19 protein-coding genes are annotated in these 16,954 nt (G+C 44.9%); 1 reads left to right on the top strand and 18 read right to left on the bottom strand.

Translation table 11 applies throughout. The annotated features are described in order from the left end of the window. Window positions 1-105: 105 nt before the first annotated feature. The 16 genes from BDD39_RS10705 to BDD39_RS10780 all read right to left on the bottom strand — a co-directional run bounded on the left by BDD39_RS10705 (window position 106) and on the right by BDD39_RS10780 (window position 12,413). Window positions 106-969 carry a M50 family metallopeptidase gene (locus BDD39_RS10705; RefSeq protein WP_166910532.1) on the bottom strand — a complete coding sequence of 288 codons (864 nt, stop codon included), beginning with the start codon at window positions 967-969 and terminating at the stop codon, window positions 106-108. Then, entirely contained in the window at window positions 962-1,732 is a 771-nt protein-coding gene (locus tag BDD39_RS10710) for a M23 family metallopeptidase (protein WP_166910533.1), read from the bottom strand. The genes BDD39_RS10705 and BDD39_RS10710 overlap by 8 nt, the downstream gene beginning before the upstream one ends. 114 nt (window positions 1,733-1,846) lie before the next feature. Next, window positions 1,847-2,650, bottom strand: coding sequence for a septum site-determining protein MinD (gene minD / locus BDD39_RS10715; protein ID WP_166910534.1), 804 nt, complete (start codon window positions 2,648-2,650; stop codon window positions 1,847-1,849). Between the two features lie 16 nt (window positions 2,651-2,666). Then, window positions 2,667-3,338, bottom strand: coding sequence for a septum site-determining protein MinC (gene minC, locus BDD39_RS10720; RefSeq protein WP_166910535.1), 672 nt, complete (start codon window positions 3,336-3,338; stop codon window positions 2,667-2,669). 48 nt (window positions 3,339-3,386) lie between these two features. Next, complete coding sequence (gene mreD / locus BDD39_RS10725) at window positions 3,387-3,905, bottom strand: rod shape-determining protein MreD (protein WP_166910536.1); 519 nt, start codon at window positions 3,903-3,905, stop codon at window positions 3,387-3,389. Further along, entirely contained in the window at window positions 3,902-4,768 is an 867-nt protein-coding gene (gene mreC / locus BDD39_RS10730; RefSeq protein ID WP_166910537.1) for a rod shape-determining protein MreC, read from the bottom strand. The genes mreD and mreC overlap by 4 nt, the downstream gene beginning before the upstream one ends. 21 nt (window positions 4,769-4,789) lie before the next feature. Then, window positions 4,790-5,812, bottom strand: a complete 1,023-nt coding sequence (locus BDD39_RS10735; RefSeq protein ID WP_166910538.1) for a rod shape-determining protein — start codon at window positions 5,810-5,812, stop codon at window positions 4,790-4,792. Between the two features lie 173 nt (window positions 5,813-5,985). After that, window positions 5,986-6,666: a RadC family protein gene (radC, locus tag BDD39_RS10740; protein ID WP_166910539.1), complete on the bottom strand. Its 681-nt coding sequence runs from the start codon at window positions 6,664-6,666 to the stop codon at window positions 5,986-5,988. A 45-nt stretch (window positions 6,667-6,711) separates the two neighbouring features. Then, window positions 6,712-7,272, bottom strand: coding sequence for a Maf family nucleotide pyrophosphatase (locus BDD39_RS10745; protein ID WP_166910540.1), 561 nt, complete (start codon window positions 7,270-7,272; stop codon window positions 6,712-6,714). Between the two features lie 114 nt (window positions 7,273-7,386). After that, window positions 7,387-8,343, bottom strand: a complete 957-nt coding sequence (locus BDD39_RS10750; RefSeq protein WP_166910541.1) for a stage II sporulation protein B — start codon at window positions 8,341-8,343, stop codon at window positions 7,387-7,389. Between the two features lie 110 nt (window positions 8,344-8,453). Further along, entirely contained in the window at window positions 8,454-8,915 is a 462-nt protein-coding gene (locus tag BDD39_RS10755) for a type II secretion system protein (RefSeq protein ID WP_166910542.1), read from the bottom strand. Window positions 8,916-8,919: 4 nt separating this feature from the next. Continuing rightward, a complete protein-coding gene (locus tag BDD39_RS10760; protein ID WP_166910543.1) occupies window positions 8,920-9,657 on the bottom strand; it encodes a pilus assembly protein PilO in 738 nt (245 codons plus the stop codon). After that, window positions 9,654-10,247, bottom strand: a complete 594-nt coding sequence (locus tag BDD39_RS10765; protein WP_166910544.1) for a PilN domain-containing protein — start codon at window positions 10,245-10,247, stop codon at window positions 9,654-9,656. Before BDD39_RS10765 ends, BDD39_RS10760 begins: the two co-directional genes overlap by 4 nt. Next, entirely contained in the window at window positions 10,237-11,184 is a 948-nt protein-coding gene (pilM, locus tag BDD39_RS10770; protein ID WP_166910545.1) for a type IV pilus biogenesis protein PilM, read from the bottom strand. Before pilM ends, BDD39_RS10765 begins: the two co-directional genes overlap by 11 nt. Before the next feature lie 19 nt (window positions 11,185-11,203). Then, window positions 11,204-11,950 carry a prepilin peptidase gene (locus BDD39_RS10775; protein ID WP_166912377.1) on the bottom strand — a complete coding sequence of 249 codons (747 nt, stop codon included), beginning with the start codon at window positions 11,948-11,950 and terminating at the stop codon, window positions 11,204-11,206. A gap of 7 nt (window positions 11,951-11,957) precedes the next feature. After that, a complete protein-coding gene (locus BDD39_RS10780; protein ID WP_166910546.1) occupies window positions 11,958-12,413 on the bottom strand; it encodes a prepilin-type N-terminal cleavage/methylation domain-containing protein in 456 nt (151 codons plus the stop codon). 266 nt (window positions 12,414-12,679) lie between these two features. Here BDD39_RS10780 and BDD39_RS10785 point away from each other — a divergent pair, with 266 nt between their 5' ends. Continuing rightward, the gene (locus BDD39_RS10785) at window positions 12,680-14,353 is read left to right on the top strand and encodes an IS200/IS605 family accessory protein TnpB-related protein (RefSeq protein ID WP_166910547.1); all 1,674 of its coding nucleotides are present in this window, start codon (window positions 12,680-12,682) and stop codon (window positions 14,351-14,353) included. 332 nt (window positions 14,354-14,685) lie between these two features. On the opposite strand, the gene BDD39_RS10790 is transcribed toward BDD39_RS10785, so the two are convergent. After that, window positions 14,686-15,897, bottom strand: coding sequence for a type II secretion system F family protein (locus BDD39_RS10790; RefSeq protein ID WP_166910548.1), 1,212 nt, complete (start codon window positions 15,895-15,897; stop codon window positions 14,686-14,688). Continuing rightward, on the bottom strand, window positions 15,884-16,942 hold the full coding sequence (locus BDD39_RS10795; RefSeq protein WP_166910549.1) for a type IV pilus twitching motility protein PilT: 1,059 nt from the start codon (window positions 16,940-16,942) through the stop codon (window positions 15,884-15,886). The genes BDD39_RS10790 and BDD39_RS10795 overlap by 14 nt, the downstream gene beginning before the upstream one ends. Between the last annotated feature and the right edge of the window lie 12 nt (window positions 16,943-16,954).

The raw sequence follows: 16,954 nt of genomic DNA on the forward strand, positions 1-16,954 counted from the left end.
GTATATTAGCCGCACCATTTTTGTCCGCCTCCATGCCGGCGGAACAAAAATTCTACAACGTAGAATATGGTATCATAATAAAATAAAAAATGTCAATACATTTCCTCACGCATAGATAAGCAGGCTTAACGGGGCATCGGTTTGTTTTTCAGTAAAAAAGGCATGTAAAAGCTCGTTTTCATCCAATGTCACCCGCTCATGATTCGCTCTCGCGACAATCACGGAATGTTTTTGTCCGCGGTAAAATTTTTGCAAGACATTGGAAATTCGTTCTTCTTCCGAAGCAGTAATCGTCCGCAACTTCGTATAATCGCTCCGTTTCCCGTAATAGCGCTCGAGCAAAAAGCGCATGACGATATAAGGATGATGCCTCCACTCCTGCTGCAAGGAAATCGTTAAAAAGGCGGCAATGATCCATAAATCCAGCTGTTTCGGCTCGATAAGCAAAATGCCGATGACCAAAAAAACAAGTGCGGCAGCAGAAAACATGATCGTTTTTTGATGTGCTTCGCTAAACGGAAAATAATAAGTGAAAAACAAAAACACTAGCTTGCCGCCGTCTAAAGGCCAAATCGGCAATAAATTAATGAGCAAAATGGCGGTGTTGTAATGGATAAACATTCCTAATCCTTCATCCGAAATAAAGCCAATCTTCCATAAAAAAAACGCAACAGCCATCAGCCATAGATGCTGCGCTGGTCCGGCCAGCGTCACAATCAGCTCTTCGCGAAACGGGCGGTTTCCATACTCCTCGACTTCCGCCACACCTCCAAACGGCAAAAGCAAAATTTGCTTAATCCGCCAGGAAAAAAAAGCAGCGGCGGCAGCATGTCCCAGCTCATGGATCAACACGATCATAAATAACAGAAATAATTGCTGGAAACGGGCGGTGATGACAGCAATGCCGCAAAACAGCCATAATAGCGGATGCACATGAATTTTTGTCCATAACGCAATATACTTATTCAAAGGAAATCACCTGAATTGGATCAATGAAATGGTCTCCTTTTTTAATCGCAAAATAAAATACCCCTTTTGTTTGATCGTCAGTGCTCGCCATTGCTGTCCCAATTGGTTTGCCCGTTTCAACAAAATCATACAATTTGACAGAAATCGTGCCTAAATTTCCATACCAAGATTCGCTTCCATCCGCGTGTTGAATGATGACCGTTTTCCCCAGCTTCTCTTTTGTGCCGGCAAATGTCACAATCCCCTCATTCATCGCTTCGACTTTCGCATTGCTCGTTGTTTCAATCATCACGCCTTGGCCGTTTTTCTGAAAGCTTTCTAATACGCGCCCTGAAGCAGGAACGGCGTATTGCTTCCCCACTGTTTTTGTTTCGCTTTCCGGTTTTGGCGCCAGAAAGGCAAGCGGCTCGCCGAACTGCTTTTCATACCATTTAGAAACAGCAGCAAATTGAAATTCTTGCTCCATTGTGTTTTTGACAAACTGACGGGCCGGCTCTAACGAATCAGCTGGATTTTTAAATAAAATAGCAGTCACCAAAACAAGGCAAGCGGAAAGAAGCGTTTTAAAAATAAACGTTTCTTTTGGAAAAAGAGGATGCGACGATTCTTCTAATGAATAACGGTCATACGTCACGACAGGCTGACCATACCGCTCTTCGTCGGTCAAGTCCCATATTGCCTGCCGCTGCGCCTCGTAGCGGTTCTGCCGCGCCTTTCTTCGTTTTTCAATCTGCTTACGAATTTCGTGGGCACGTCGATTCATTACTCTCACCATCCCTTCTAATATTGTTTGTACTAGTTTATTAGACAACCTTGTTAGATATGATTTCGATAAAAAAATCCCTGCTTATTCATTTGCAGGGATTCATGACAGCGATTAATGCACGCCAAATAGTTTTTTAATTTTCGAGAATAATCCTTTTTGCTCCTCTTCTAACGGCTGCAGCGGAACGGATTCGCCAAGAATTCTTCGGGCGATGTTGCGGTAGGCAATCGACGCTTTGCTGTTCGGATCTAAAACGATTGGCTCCCCTTTATTGGAAGCTTTGATGACGTTTTCATCATCAGCAATAATTCCTAACAAATCAATCGATAAGTGCATGACGATTTCGTCCACATCGAGCATATCGCCATTTTTGACCATATGGCTGCGAATGCGGTTAATGATCAGGCGAGGCGGTTTGATATGTTCCTCGCTTTCGAGCAGACCGATGATGCGGTCAGCGTCACGTACAGATGATACTTCCGGCGTCGTTACGACAATCGCTTCATCCGCTCCGGCCACCGCATTGCGGTAGCCTTGTTCAATGCCTGCCGGGCAGTCAATTAACACATAATCATAATCTTGTTTTAATTCGTCTACTAACTGTTTCATCTGCTCTGGAGTGACGGCAGATTTATCGCTTGTCTGCGCGGCAGGCAATAAATAAAGATGATTGTCAAACCGCTTGTCTTTTACTAGCGCCTTTTGTACAGTGCAGCGACCTTCGACAACATCCACCAAGTCATAAATAATGCGGTTCTCGAGCCCCATGACGACATCAAGGTTGCGCAACCCGATATCCGTATCGACAAGACAAACCCTCTTTCCGAGTATAGCGAGCGCAGTTCCGACGTTGGCGGTTGTCGTCGTCTTTCCGACGCCGCCTTTTCCGGATGTAATGACGATAGCTTCTCCCACTGTCACATTCTCCTTTCTATAACCGCGTCAAATTCGGCCGCAAATGCATCAGCAACTGCAAGCGATCGACAACGATTTGGTTATGTTCATCGATATATGCGCACTCCATTTCGTTTCCTTCATCGATTTTATAATCGGGAGCCCGATTCATTACATCACTAATTCGCAGCTGTGTTGGTTTCATCACCGATGCAGCAATAACCGCTTCTTTATTTCCATAATACCCGGCGTGGGCAATTCCCCGCAATGCTCCAAGTATAAAAATATTTCCGCCAGCAATCACCGTCCCCCCTGGATTGACATCGCCGATTAATAAAAGATCTCCTTGTACATGCAAGACTTGGCCGGAGCGAACGATTCGGGAAACGGACACAATCTCCGTTTTCCGTTTCCACTCGAGCGCCTCTTCTTTTGTCACCACATTGCTTTCAATGGAAGCAACGACCAAGTTTTTTTGGCGGCGGATTAACGTGCGCAACTCTTCTTCTTGCTCTGGCGTCAAATAACGGTTTCCTACTCTGAGATGAACAGAAACGAGCGGACTATCCGGTTCTATTTTTGCGCTAACGGTTAATTTTTCCTCTAATTCTTTTAACAAATCATCGTAGGAACAATTGTCATCGAGATGCAACGTTAGCCCATCTTTCGTTCCTTTAATCGTTACGTATGATTGTTTTTTTTTCGTCACAACGTTCACCTCAACGAATAATTCTACAAAAAACGTTCATTTTCCTTTTTAATCTTCCTGTTCAAGGCGCTTGATTTTTACGAGCCGTTGCTTCAACGGATAGGAAAGGACAAACAAAAACACTATATTGAGCAATAACGTCGGCCATAGCCGATGGGAACAAAACGTTTGCAATGACATATTGGTTCTTCCAATGAGAAGTTGGATGCCGTACACATAAAATTCAAGAACGGTGATAAAAAAGAGCGCAAGCAAGCAGGCAATAAGCCAATGCTGGTAAAGCACTTTCATCGCTTTTGCAGCGAGATAAGCGATTAATGTAAACGCAAACGCATAAACGCCAAGCAATTCGGTATAGACGCAATCATACAAAAGTCCAAAAATAAACCCGTAAATCATCGCGCGCGTTCCGCCAATATAGATCGCCGTAAACACAAGAAAAACAAGAAAAAAACGCGGCACAAAAAAATAATCGATATATAAATCATTCTTTGGCCATAAATCGACAAAAATGCTTTCACTGACAAAGCACAAAATCGCAAGGAAAGGAAGCAGTGATTTTTTCACTTTGCTTCCTCCCTTCCTTGGAGCGTCTCATCAATTTTCCTTTTGACGATAATGACATCATCAATGTCATATAAATTGGCGAATGGCTTTACGTAAACGATTTTTGTAAGGCCATATTGATCCGGTTCTACTTTCGTCACTTCCCCAATAGGGAGATCTTTTGGGAAAATACCGCCAAGACCGGATGTCAGCACTTTTTGCTTTTTCTCCACTTTTGCATCAAAAGGAATTTCCTTCAACAATAATTCTCGCCGTTTTTCATCATACCCTTCGATTAAGCCAAAGACGTTTTCTTTCCCCTGCACGTACGCCGAGATGCGATTATTTTGGTCGAGCGCGCTTAATAGTTGAACGGTTGACGTGAATTGGGAAGCGTGCTGCACTTTGCCAACCAGTCCTTCCGGGGTAATTACTGCCATATCCTTTTTGACTCCTTGCTGCTCCCCTTTATTCACGATGATCGTTTCCTGCCAACGGTCTGGATTTCTTCCGATCACAGTAGCTTGGATTGGAATAAAATCGCGAAGGCTCTCTTTTTTATCCAGCAGAGCGCGCAATTTTTCATTTTCCTTTTTCAATGCTTGCACTTGGGCTTCCAACGTGACATATTCCTCAAGTCGTTCCTTGAGCAGCTTGTTTTCGTTATATGTATTTCTAATGTCGTTAATATTCTCAAAGAAGCCCGCAACGAGTTGTGCGGGCTTATGGAAAAACATTTGTACAAGACCGGTTGTATCTTTCAAAAACTGCTCGGGCCATGTCAATTCCTTGCGATCTTTTAAAGAAAAACCAATCAATGCCACGAGGATAATCATGCTGACGAGCAGTAAAATAAGTCGTTTGTTTAAAAAGAACTGTGGCATGATGTTGACACCCTCTTACTGTCAGCAATGGTCTTTCGCTTTATTTTTAAATAAATCGATATGATCAAGCGCTTTTCCGATTCCGATGGCTACACAATCGAGCGGATTTTCGGCAACGATCACCGGCATGTCTGTTTCCCGGCTGATCACTTTGTCGAGATTGCGCAACAATGCACCGCCGCCTGTTAGGACAATGCCGCGGTCCATAATATCCGCCGCCAATTCCGGCGGTGTTTTTTCCAACGTATTTTTGACGGAATCCACAATCGCATAAACGGTATCACGCAGCGCTTCAGCAATTTCTTCGGCGCTGATTTCAATCGTTTTTGGAAGTCCTGTCAATAAATCACGACCGCGGATTTCCATTTTGCCAATTCCTTCTGGATTGCCGGCCGAGCCAATTTCGACTTTAATCGCTTCGGCCGTCCGTTCGCCAATCATTAAATTGTATGTTTTGCGAATGTATTGAATAATGGCTTCATCCATTTCATCACCAGCGATGCGGATCGACTGGCTCGTGACAATGCCGCCAAGCGAAATGACGGCCACTTCTGTCGTACCGCCGCCGATGTCAACGACCATGCTTCCCGTTGGCTCCCATACAGGAAGGTTCGCCCCGATGGCAGCGGCAAACGGCTCTTCGATCGTATAAGCGTCGCGCGCCCCTGCCTGGCGCGTCGCATCGATCACGGCGCGCTCTTCCACCGCGGTGATCCCGTATGGCACACATACCATCACATACGGTTTCCCAGCAAAAAACCCTTTATTTTTGATCGCTTGTTTAATGTAATATTTCATCATGGTAGCTGTCGTCTCATAGTCGGCGATGACCCCATCTTTCATCGGCCTTAGTGCTACGACGTTTCCAGGGGTGCGGCCGATCATATTTTTCGCTTCGTTGCCGACCGCGACAATCTGCTTCGTATCCTTTTGAATGGCCACAACAGACGGTTCTCTCACCACAATTCCTTTTCCTTTTACGTATACAAGGGTATTCGCTGTACCTAAGTCAATACCAAGATCTTTTGTTCCAAATCCCAACATATTGATATCTTCCTTTCTGAAACGAAATGCTTTTATAAAATGAATTCGCTAAATTTGTCGATTTTGCTCACTTATTTTCTATATTTCGTACAACATTTCGTACAACACCGCCCACAACATTCATAAAAACTCATAATTGATATTATAACTGATTCGACAAAAAATGAGAACTGCTACACATACCCTTTTTCTTTCAAACTGACGAATTTTTGATCGCCAATAATTAGATGATCTAGGAGTTCAATGCCAATGATCCGGCCGCATTCGGCAAGCCGCTTCGTTACATCAATATCTTCTCGACTTGGAGTTGGGTCGCCGGAGGGATGATTGTGCACGCAAATGATCGAGGCAGCTGATCGCTTAATGGCTTCTTTAAACACTTCACGCGGATGAACGATGGAGGCGTTTAGACTGCCAATAAATATCGTTTTTCGATGAATCACTTGATTTTTTGTATTTAAATAAATGGCGACAAAATGTTCTTGCGACAAAAAACGCATATCTTCCATAACATATTTTGCGCCATCTTCAGGAGAACGAATCACATAGCGGTCATGGGAGCCGAGGCTGTGAATCCTCCTGCCAAGCTCAATCGCCGCTAAAATTTGGATCGCCTTTGTCGTTCCGATTCCTTTGATGCTTGTTATTTCTTCAACTGTCGCGTCTTTCAACAGCCGAAGCCCTTCAAAACACTGAAGAAGGCGATGGGCTAGCTGCAATACCGATTCTTCTTTCGTTCCTGTCCGCAGCAAAATCGCAAGCAGCTCATGGTCCGCCAAACTTTCCGGCCCAGAAGAAAGAAGGCGTTCGCGCGGACGAATATCCTTTGGCACGTCGCGTATCATCCATGTCATGGAATGGTATATCCCCCCTTTTTATTTTCCCCAGATCAAGGCCAATTACCAGCCAAGCTTCTTTAGTTCGCGCACCGTTCGCGACAGCGGAAGGCCGACGACGTTAAAATAATCACCTTCAATCCGTTTCACAAACAAAGCGGCGCGTCCTTGAATGCCATATGCCCCCGCCTTGTCCATCGGTTCTCCCGACTCGATGTAATTAGCAATTTCTTCTTCGGTTAAATCCCAAAAAAATACTTTTGTTTTTTCGACAAACAATGCTTGTCCATTCGGAGATAGAATCGCCACACCTGTCAATACTTCATGCTCTTGTCCCGACAGCATGCGCAGCATCTGCGCTGCTTCTTCTTTCGTTTTCGGCTTTCCAAGCCTGTTGTTTTGATAGACGACGATGGTATCCGCCCCGATGACGTACGCATCAGGATGTTGGGAAGCAATCGCTTTCGCCTTTTGGTATGCAAGCGACTGCACCGTTTGCTCTGGAGTTTCCGCTTCATGAATGTGTTCTTCAATGTGGCTCACGAGGACTTGAAATGAGAGGTTCGCTAATTCAAGAAGCTCTTTCCGGCGCGGGGAACTGGACGCTAAAATTAACTGTTTCACTAATATCACCCTTTGCACTCGCTTCAGATTGGAAGATACACATGTATCGTACCAAATTTTACGACGCAGCACAATTTTTCAAAGTCGAAATAACCCGAAAAAAAAAGAAGCTGTCTAGCTTCGCAATGGAAAAATGGTCATGTATGATCGCAGCGCTTCGAGCAGCTCCTGTTGCGTTTTCCGCAATAGCTCTTCCTGCTGGTTCGTTTTATACGCAACTAAGGCGAGATAAGCATCTTTTATCGCGGAAACATATCGTTTTACATTTTTATCATTCGGAATCGGTTTTGCGGCAAACTGCTTATAATCGTTTTCTAATTCCTTCCACACATCGGCTTTTACGTCGCTTTTCCCTAATAAAACGGTGGAAACAGCCGCCATGTGCATATATAACGTTTCGCCTGCCTCAATAACGGAAGTGCGTTTGCCGCTATCCGTATTGTCGAACGACAATGATTTGATATATGTGCTTCGCACTTCGCCTCCATACTGCTGACTGACTTTCCGCAACGTTTCTTTGTCCTGCCCGACGCCGATCAACAAGGCGACCGGTTGATCCCCCACCGTCACAACAGGGATAGATGAAGACTTCAGCTGTTTGGCATAGTCAGCTGCCGCTTTGGCATCCGAAAATACTCCTGCTTGAATGACGCTGATGGTAAATGGAGAAGAAACGGACTCATTTTCATTAACTCGATTGGCTTCCGGCTGCGTTGAAGTTTCCGTTTCGATGGAAGCAGATAGCCCTGCTTCCTCCACAGGCAGCGAATGAGTTTTTTGTTTTGGAATCATATTTAATACAATGAAACCGAAGCTTGTCCCAACCATAATAGCGATGACAATGGAAATGACCGCTGATTTTGCGCGGGCATTCCAGATATTGCTCTTGTTGCGTTTCTTGTTGATGGATGGCAAGGAGGGGCTCAATCCGGATGATTCTACACGATTCGCATTTTCATCGATCCTATTTTCCGGAATTTCCGCTTTATCTAGTTGTTTTGGTTTATCCATGGTAAACGGACTCTCTCTTCCGTTAATTCTCACCGTAATTTCCTGCCGATGCTTGTCCATTGTGACACCATCCTTATTTCTCTATTTTTCGCCTATCTTACCATAAACAAAGAAAAAAAGAACAAGACATTTGTCGTCTTGCTCTCGAATCATTTCGGCAAATTTTGCGCTTATCGGTCACGAATTTGTTCCACAGACAATGCTTCGACAGGAACTTCCGGAGACGTGTCGGAATAAGTGCATATTTGCTTCGTTTCTCCTTTTAAGCAAATAGAATAGTTAAGCGATCCGTCTTCACCTTTGGTGATGAGCACATAAGACGGATTCGTTTCCGGTGGCAGCACATTGCCGGTAAACGGATCTTGGAGCGGATGAAGCAATTCTTCATCGACAAGCTGGCGGTATGTCAATGCTGCCGAAGAGCGCGCTGGCAAAAACTCCACTTTTTCCGCTCCAACATAAAGCCGCGCCGCTTCGTAAAGCATATAGGCGTCCGATACAAACGCCCTCTCCTTTGATTTTTCAATCAGCTGAAGCACCGCAACCACCGCGATAGAGGATATAATTCCTAAAATAACGATGACAGCCAAGAGCTCGATGAGCGTCATTCCACGATTGTCCCGCAGCAGCATATCATCACTCCGCCGTTTGTTCCTGCTGCGCTGGCGATTGTCCCCGAGGAATCACTTCTGTCAGCGGGTTGTCCTTTTCGCTCGGAGGGGGAACGTCCAGTTGCGGCAGCAGCTTTTGTAAATCTGCTAGTTTTGGATAATAAAAAGCGCTAACGGTTAACGAATAGGTCAGCGGATTCACTTTTGTATCGACCGATGTCAGCTCCGGATTGCCGGCAAAAGAAAGCGATTCGATGGACACAATGCGGTCCAAATTTTCAAGCGTCTGTAAAAAGCGTTCCAGCTGATAATAGGACGGTGATTGCACGGTTAGCTGCACGGTCACTTTTTTTAACCCGTCCGGCAATGCGGAAGAAGAGGAGGGGGCCGATGCCCCATTCGATGATGCATTGTTTTCTGCCGCGCCGTTCTCCCCTTCAGAAAAACTCATGCTGGTAATGGTGCTGTCAGACACGACTTCCGCTTTCTCTAAATCAAGCAAAAGCTGCTCTGTCAGCGGCTTAACCGGAATTTTTTTTTGCAGCGCTACAATGCTTTCCGGCAGGCCGTCCCGTTGTTTAGCAGCGTCTGCTTTGATGGACGCTAATAATTTTTTCTCGCTAATAACGGTGTCGGTTAACTGTTCCATTTGTTGATACCGCGGATAAAGCAAATAAAAATACAATCCCGCAAAAACGGCGACAAATAAAACCAACAATAGCAGCAAAATAAGAACTTGATGTTTCGAGAAACGTACGGTCATCCTTGTTTCTCCTTTTCCGTTAGCGCTTGTTTGCGAATATGCATTTCATATTGCGCGAGATAGCGAGGGACCACTTGCTGTTCCGTTCCCTCTTCCGCGTTTGTTTCCGTTATATTCACCGCCGAAACGCTTTTCAGCTGTACATCTTTTACAAATTTGGCGTCCTCAAGCCGTTTTAAATAATAGGCCGCTTGCTCGCTTGTGTCAAATTGAACGGCTACGGTCACCGTTCCGTTGTCGGCATAGGAAAAATTCATCACAAATCCGCGCTCCGGCAGCAGCTTCGTCATATTGCGCAACAGCGGCACCATTTTCAACGGGTATTTTTTCGACCATTGCACCGCTTCATGAAGCTCTTTTATTTCCTGCATCGATTGGGCATCTTTTTGTTTTTGCTGCTCGATCGCCTGCATTGCCCTAATCTGTTTGAGCTCGCCCGTTAGCGCGTTAATTTGTTCATCCGCCCTTGCAGCTAAAAGATAAAAAATGATGGCAGCCGCGATGAGAAGCAGGGCGAAAACGGCAACACTCACCATAACGGCCATGTTTTTCGGTTCTTTTTTCGGCAATAAGTTAATTTCAATGATCATCGTCTGTTCCCTCTTTTAACGCAAGTCCCCATGCGAGATAATAGCGTGCGTCGACCACGCCTGCCACAGAAGCGGAAAGCTGCTCCACAGGCGCCTCTAACCGTTCTTGCAATGCTTCATCAACGTGAGGCAGCAGAGGATGATCTCCGATGAGAAAGACACGCGTAATTTGCTGCTTTCCTTGCTGCAACGAAAACGAATAAAAGTTCATCATCCGCTCGATCTCTTTATATATATCTTCAAATGGATCGATAAACGGTGATGCTTTGTCCATATCCATTTCCTCATACGGCTCGAGCGGAAAATGGCGCATAAAAGCGGGTTTATGTTCATGAAACGCGCTCACATTCACGGAAGTTTGATCAAACTGAATGAGCAAAATATGGTCATCGCGTTTCATTTGGCGAGCGATATAAAAAAGCCGGTATGCACATAGAGGAGAAACATCGGCGGCAATCGGACGCAGTTTTACATTTTCGAGCAATTCGGTATAATGAGAAACCGCTTCTTCCGGAGCGGCAAACAGCAAAATGACCGTTTCCTCTTCCTTCCTTTCTACCACAACATAATCAAATACCGGATCGGAAAACGGCATTGGAATCGTCGCCCCTAACTCCATAAATAAATAGCCGCGGATTTCCTCCTCTTCAAGATTGCCTGGAAGCGGGATGCGCCGAATCATCACGAAAGAATCCGGAACGATAAAACGGACGCGGCGTCCTTTTAATTTCCATTCTTCCACGCATTCTTCCAAAATCATTTCCAACGTCTCGCTGTCGATGATTTTGCCGTCTTGAATGATTCCTTTTGGAAGAGGACGTTCGCCCCATTTCTGCACCGATAACGGGTCGCTCGGCTTTGTCTCGACATAGCGGATGACATGATCTTTAATTACTAGATTAGCAACTTTATGCTTTCGTTTCCACAGCGCAACCATTCTTATGTTTCCCCTTATATTAAAAGAAAATAAATCCCTTATACCATTGAATGATATCGTAACCGAAGAAATACGCGGTTAATGTGCCAATCACAATAGCTGGAGCGAACGGCATCGGCTTGCGGCGCCGCACTTTGCCTAACGCCATGCCGGCTAATCCGATGATCGTCCCATAAAAGGTAGAGAAAAAGAAAGCAAGCAGCACCAATTTCCACCCTAACACAAACCCAAGCAAGGCAAATAGTTTGATATCGCCGCCGCCCATGCCGCCTTTGGAGATGACGGCAATGAGAAAAAGCAGCGAAAAGCCAACGGCCGCGCCGATCAGCGCGTCCCGCCACGGAATGAACGGAATAAACAGCCGCTCGATGAGAAACAGAAAGGCGAAAAAAAGCAGCACTTTATCAGGAATGATCATATAGCGAACATCAGACACAAATAGAATCATTAATAGCGAAATGAGCGTCCAACTGACGAGCAATTCTTTTGACCATCCCGCCAAAAGCGGCGAAATCGTAAAAAGAATCGCCGCCGATAGCTCGACAAACGGATATAACGGCGATATTTTCTCCCCGCATCCCCGGCACTTTCCGCCTTGCACCACATACGACACAACCGGAATCAATTCCCGCGCCGTAAGCTGCCGCTTGCAGCGTGGGCAATGCGAACGAGGGAACACAATCGACTCTCCAACCGGCACGCGCAGGCCGACGACGTTAAAAAAGGAGCCGAGGAGGAGGGAGTATAGGAAAATAGCAACAAATATAATATTACTATTCAAGATTTACATCACTTCTTGTTAGATCTTCAACATCTTTGTTGCTATCAATGTAAACAAAACTTCCATCTGAATCTACTAGCTTAACTTTATAAGTTATATTTTCTCCACCGGTTTTTTTCTCAATCAACACTTCGCTCTTGTTTGGGTCATACGCGTTTGATTTTTTTCCTGGCGATTTTGGAATTTTGTCAAGATATCCCTTGTCATATAGTTCTTGCATTGTAAATGATGTTTTAACTGTAGTATCAAATCCTTCTGCAGAAATCGCCATTCTCGCAGCATTTGCTAGTTGCTTAGCGTTCGCAATATGCGCATCCTTTTTCGAGTTGTCGATGATGGCGCCGATCGCCGGAATCGCAATCGCCGCGATAATTCCTAAAATGACGATGACGGCGAGCAATTCGATTAATGTGAGCCCTCGTTCGTTTTTCAAAAACCGTTTCATCATTATTGTAATAACCCCTCTCCCTATTTTTCGTGTTTATCACACTTTTTTCCTAATTATTTTACCACGATTTATAGGTCTATGAGAATATATTCCTTACAATTTATCTTTTTTGCCTAGAAGACACTCACCTCTAAGCGTAGCATAGGTGGGGGATGAATCGGCGTTTTTTGTTTTTTAGTAATCTTAATAGTTGAAAAACGTTCTTCTTCTGTCATAAAATATAAATAAATATACCGAACTTATGTTCCGTTAGAGGTGGAGAAAAGATGAAAAAAGCGTATTTTTCAAGAAGATTGTATAAATCCGAAATGGATATTCTTCATGTGACGGAAACATCTTATGCATTAGAGTTATTCCATCAAGCGAAACGTTTCGCCTTTCAAACACTGATCCGGGAAAAGCGATGGGGACGAAAATTAAATGAAGAAAGCCTGCATATCGTTGTGAAGAAAAAATACGGACTGAATGACTATTTTGCCAACAGTGCCGTCCGAGAAGCAAATGCTCTTTTCTCCTCTCTAATGGAATTAAATAAAATACATGTTCAACAGACAGAAGAAAAAATAAAAGACGTGAAGAAAAAACGGAAAACAGAACGAACCAAACTTACGAAATTACGCAAAATCAAAGAAAGTTGTATCAAAGGAAACTTACGTTTTCCAAAAAACACAAACTTTGTTTTGCATAAAAGCGGAATCATTTCTTTAGGATTAAAAGACCGTTCTTTCATTTGGATGAACACATATCTTTTTGAACATTGCTATCTCGATGTAGAAATCAAACGAACCAAAGCCAAAATTGGCCGTTTAACCCATCGTTTGTATCGATTAGAACAAAAGAAAACGAAATTAAAAGAGTATATCCCAAGTGTCGTGTTCGGAGGCAAAAAGTTGTTTAAACAGCAATTTACGAAAGAAGAATTTATAAAGGACCACGAATCTTGGAGAAAACTCTTTTTAGCTGCGCGAAATAAAGAAATGATCATCTCCGGCCGGAAAGATGCCGGTTCTGGAAACTTTGTATTCCATTACAATCCAGCAACCAATGAACTTCATATGACCTCCATAGGAGGCAGGGGGGTGATTTTTCCTGAAGTTGTGTTTCCATACGGGCAAGAGATCGTAAATAAAGCGGTGACAGATCAAATCCAATGTAAAAACAAAAAAGAGTATGGTAAACCGATTTCTTGGTCGATCGAAGATCACGGGGAATACTATATTATCAAATGTTTGGTGGATGTAGAATCGAATCCATATATTCATTTTTCTACCTCTGACGGAGTGATCGGAGTAGATTGCAATTACAATCACATTGCTTGGACAAATGTTTCGAAAGACGGAAACTTTTTGGAAAGTGGAAAATTAACGTTTTCGATAGAAGGGAAAACTTCGGGCCAGATTACAAAAATCATGGAAGCAGAAGCCATTGCTTTAGTGGATATTGCGGTTCGAAAGAAAAAACCTATTGTTTTGGAAAAGTTGGATACCACCTTATCCAAAACAGGGAATCGATACGGCAACAAAAAAGCAAATCGAATGAAGAGTATGTTCGCGTATCGAAAAATGATACAAGCGATCAAAAGCCGTGCCGACAAAATGGGAGTTGCTGTTATAGAAGTGAATCCGGCTTTTACTTCTGTCTCTGGGAAACTGAAATATATGCGCAAATTCGGTATCTCTATCCACCAAGCAGCTGCATTTACGATTGGCCGTCGAGGATTAGGATATAAAGAAAAAACTCCAAAGGTGCTGAAAAAATATATCCCGAAAAATACTTCGCATCATTGGAAGCATTGGTCTATTTTAGATAAAAAGTTTTCTGTTCGAACACATACGCTGTATCATCTTTTCAATGTGAACCAACCACACCAAGGAATAGATGTATTTCACCCATCGTTGTTAGAAGAAGAAAAACGTCAATTAATAAAAGCTTTATCGTAATAAACTATTAGAATATCATTATTTCTTGAAGTTTTAGAACAGAAGAACGCATTGTACCAGTCTCTTACTCTCGTCACCGGAGCAGATGGCGATTCTAGGAGCTGGGTGCATTGCAATGCGTTCTTTGGATGCCATACGAATGGAAGATGGTGTACCTTCTATATGTGCTTTCATAGGCATATAGCTGGTCGTCCCGAAAGGATACTTCGGACATCTTGTATGGCTACTCCTCTCGTTGAACGGAGGGGGGTCTTGGAACCTTTGAGCAACTATGGCCAGAGGAAACAAGAATCCCCCACTTCCACCGGCATTAGCCGGTAAGTGGGGGTAGTTCAATGTTGAATATGGTTGAAAATATCGTACATCGGCACGATAATCGAGGTGACAATCGTCCCGACAACACCCGAAAGCATCACGATCATCAGCGGTTCGATAAGCGATTTAAGCCGGTCGGTGCCGGCGTCGACTTCCGCCTCGTAAAAATCGGCGACTTTTGCCAGCATCGCGTCTAGCGACCCCGTTTCTTCGCCAATCGCGATCATTTGCGTCACCAGCGGAGGAAACGCCCAATGCCGCTTCATCGGCTCCGCGAGCGATCCGCCACGCTCGAGCGAGTCGCGCGCCTGCTTCATCACTTTCGCAATCACTTCGTTTTCGACAACATTTTCGACAATCGCCAGCGCCTGCAAAATCGGAACAGAGCTGGAAAACAGCGAGCTTAGCGTCCGCGTCATCCACGCCAGCGCCGCCTTTTGCACGAGCTTTCCGAAAATAGGGATGCGCATTGCGACGTAGTCAAGATAATATTTTGTTTTCTTTTGTTTTTTCATCAATGAAAACAAGACATATATCGCTATGAACGCAATGATGACGAGCCACCAGTATGTTTGCATCACTTCGCTTGCTTTTAAAATAAACCTAGTGATTGCCGGCAATTCGGCATGGAAATCGGCAAACATTTGGACAAAGGTTGGGACGACAGCGACTAATAAGAAGATAACGACGGCAACGGCAATGATCGCGACCGCTGTCGGATAAGCCAGAGCCGATACGATTTTTTGCCGCGTGCGATGCACTTTTTCAAAATGGTCGGCGAGCCGCTCCAACGTTTCATCCATGCTGCCGCTTGCTTCTCCTGCCCTTACCATGTTGACAAACAGCGGTGGAAATATGCGCGGATGTTTCGCCGCGGCAGCGGAAAGAGAATTTCCGGAGCGAAGCGATTCTTCAATATCGATGAGCGCTTTTTTAAGCGCTTTGCTTTCCGTCTGGCTCGCCAAAATGCGAGTCGAATCGACAATCGGTACACCCGCGCGGATCAGCGTCGCAAACTGGCGCAAGTAAATGACGAAATCTTGCAGCTTTACCGCTTTGCCAAACGTAATTTCCTTGTTTAATAACGTTTGCGGCGCTTCGGAGATTTCCATGACTCTTACGCCTTTTTGCCGCAATTTCAGCACCGCATCCCGCTTGGACTCGCTTGTAATCGTACCGCGCTGCCATCGTCCTTTCATATCCCGGCCTTCATATTTAAATTGAGGCATGTTCGTTGCCACGCTCCTGTGCAAGATACATTTCGGCCACTTCAAGATCGATCAATCCCGCCTGCATCAGCTCTTTTATGCTCATTGCCAGCGTATGCATGCCGAGCGCGCGGCTCGTCTGCATGACGTTGACAATTTGATGCACTTTCTCGTTGCGGATTAAGTTCGCCACCGCAGCGTTGTTGATTAAAATTTCTGTCGCCGCTACCCGCCCCGTTTTTTGCGGTGTTGGAAAAAGGCGCTGCGCGATAATTGCAACAAGCACGGAAGCAAGCTGGATGCGGATTTGCGCTTGCTGGGCGGGCGGAAACACGTCAATGATGCGGTCAATCGTGGCCGGGGCGCTCGCCGTATGCAATGTGCCAAGCACAAGATGCCCGGTTTCCGCGGCGGTAATCGCCGTATGAATCGTTTCTAAATCGCGCATTTCTCCAACTAAAATGACATCAGGGGCCTGTCTCAACGCGGCGCGCAGGCCGTTGGCAAAGTTGTTTGTATCAAAGCCGACTTCCCGTTGATCGATAATGCAGCCGCCGTGTTTATGCAAATATTCAATCGGGTCTTCGAGCGTAATAATGTGCTTGCGCATCGTTTTGTTCATATAATCAATCATTGCCGCCAGCGTCGTCGATTTTCCGCTTCCGGTCGGTCCAGTCACCAGCACGAGCCCTTGCGGCTTTTCGGCAATGCGCTTGATCACTTCCGGAAGCCTTAATTCATCGATCGTCGGGATTTTTGTCGGTATAATCCGGATGGCAAGCGAAATGCATGACCGCTGTTTAAACACATTGATACGGAAGCGGGAAACGCCTGGTATCCCGTAGGAAAAATCCAATTCTCCTTTTTGCTGAAACTGGAGCCACAGCTCCTGCGGAATGATCGCCTTCGCCATTCCTTCCGTATCTTCCGGACGAAGCACATCTTGTCCATATTTTTTTAATTCGCCATGAATGCGGAAAATCGGTGGAACGCCAACCGTTAAATGAACATCGGAAGCTTTCACTTCAAAGGCAGCACGCAGCAAAGCGTCGAGCTTCTCTTTCATGTTTCTCACCTT

It is taken from the genome of Saccharococcus thermophilus (assembly GCF_011761475.1).
Lineage (GTDB): Bacteria > Bacillota > Bacilli > Bacillales > Anoxybacillaceae > Saccharococcus > Saccharococcus thermophilus.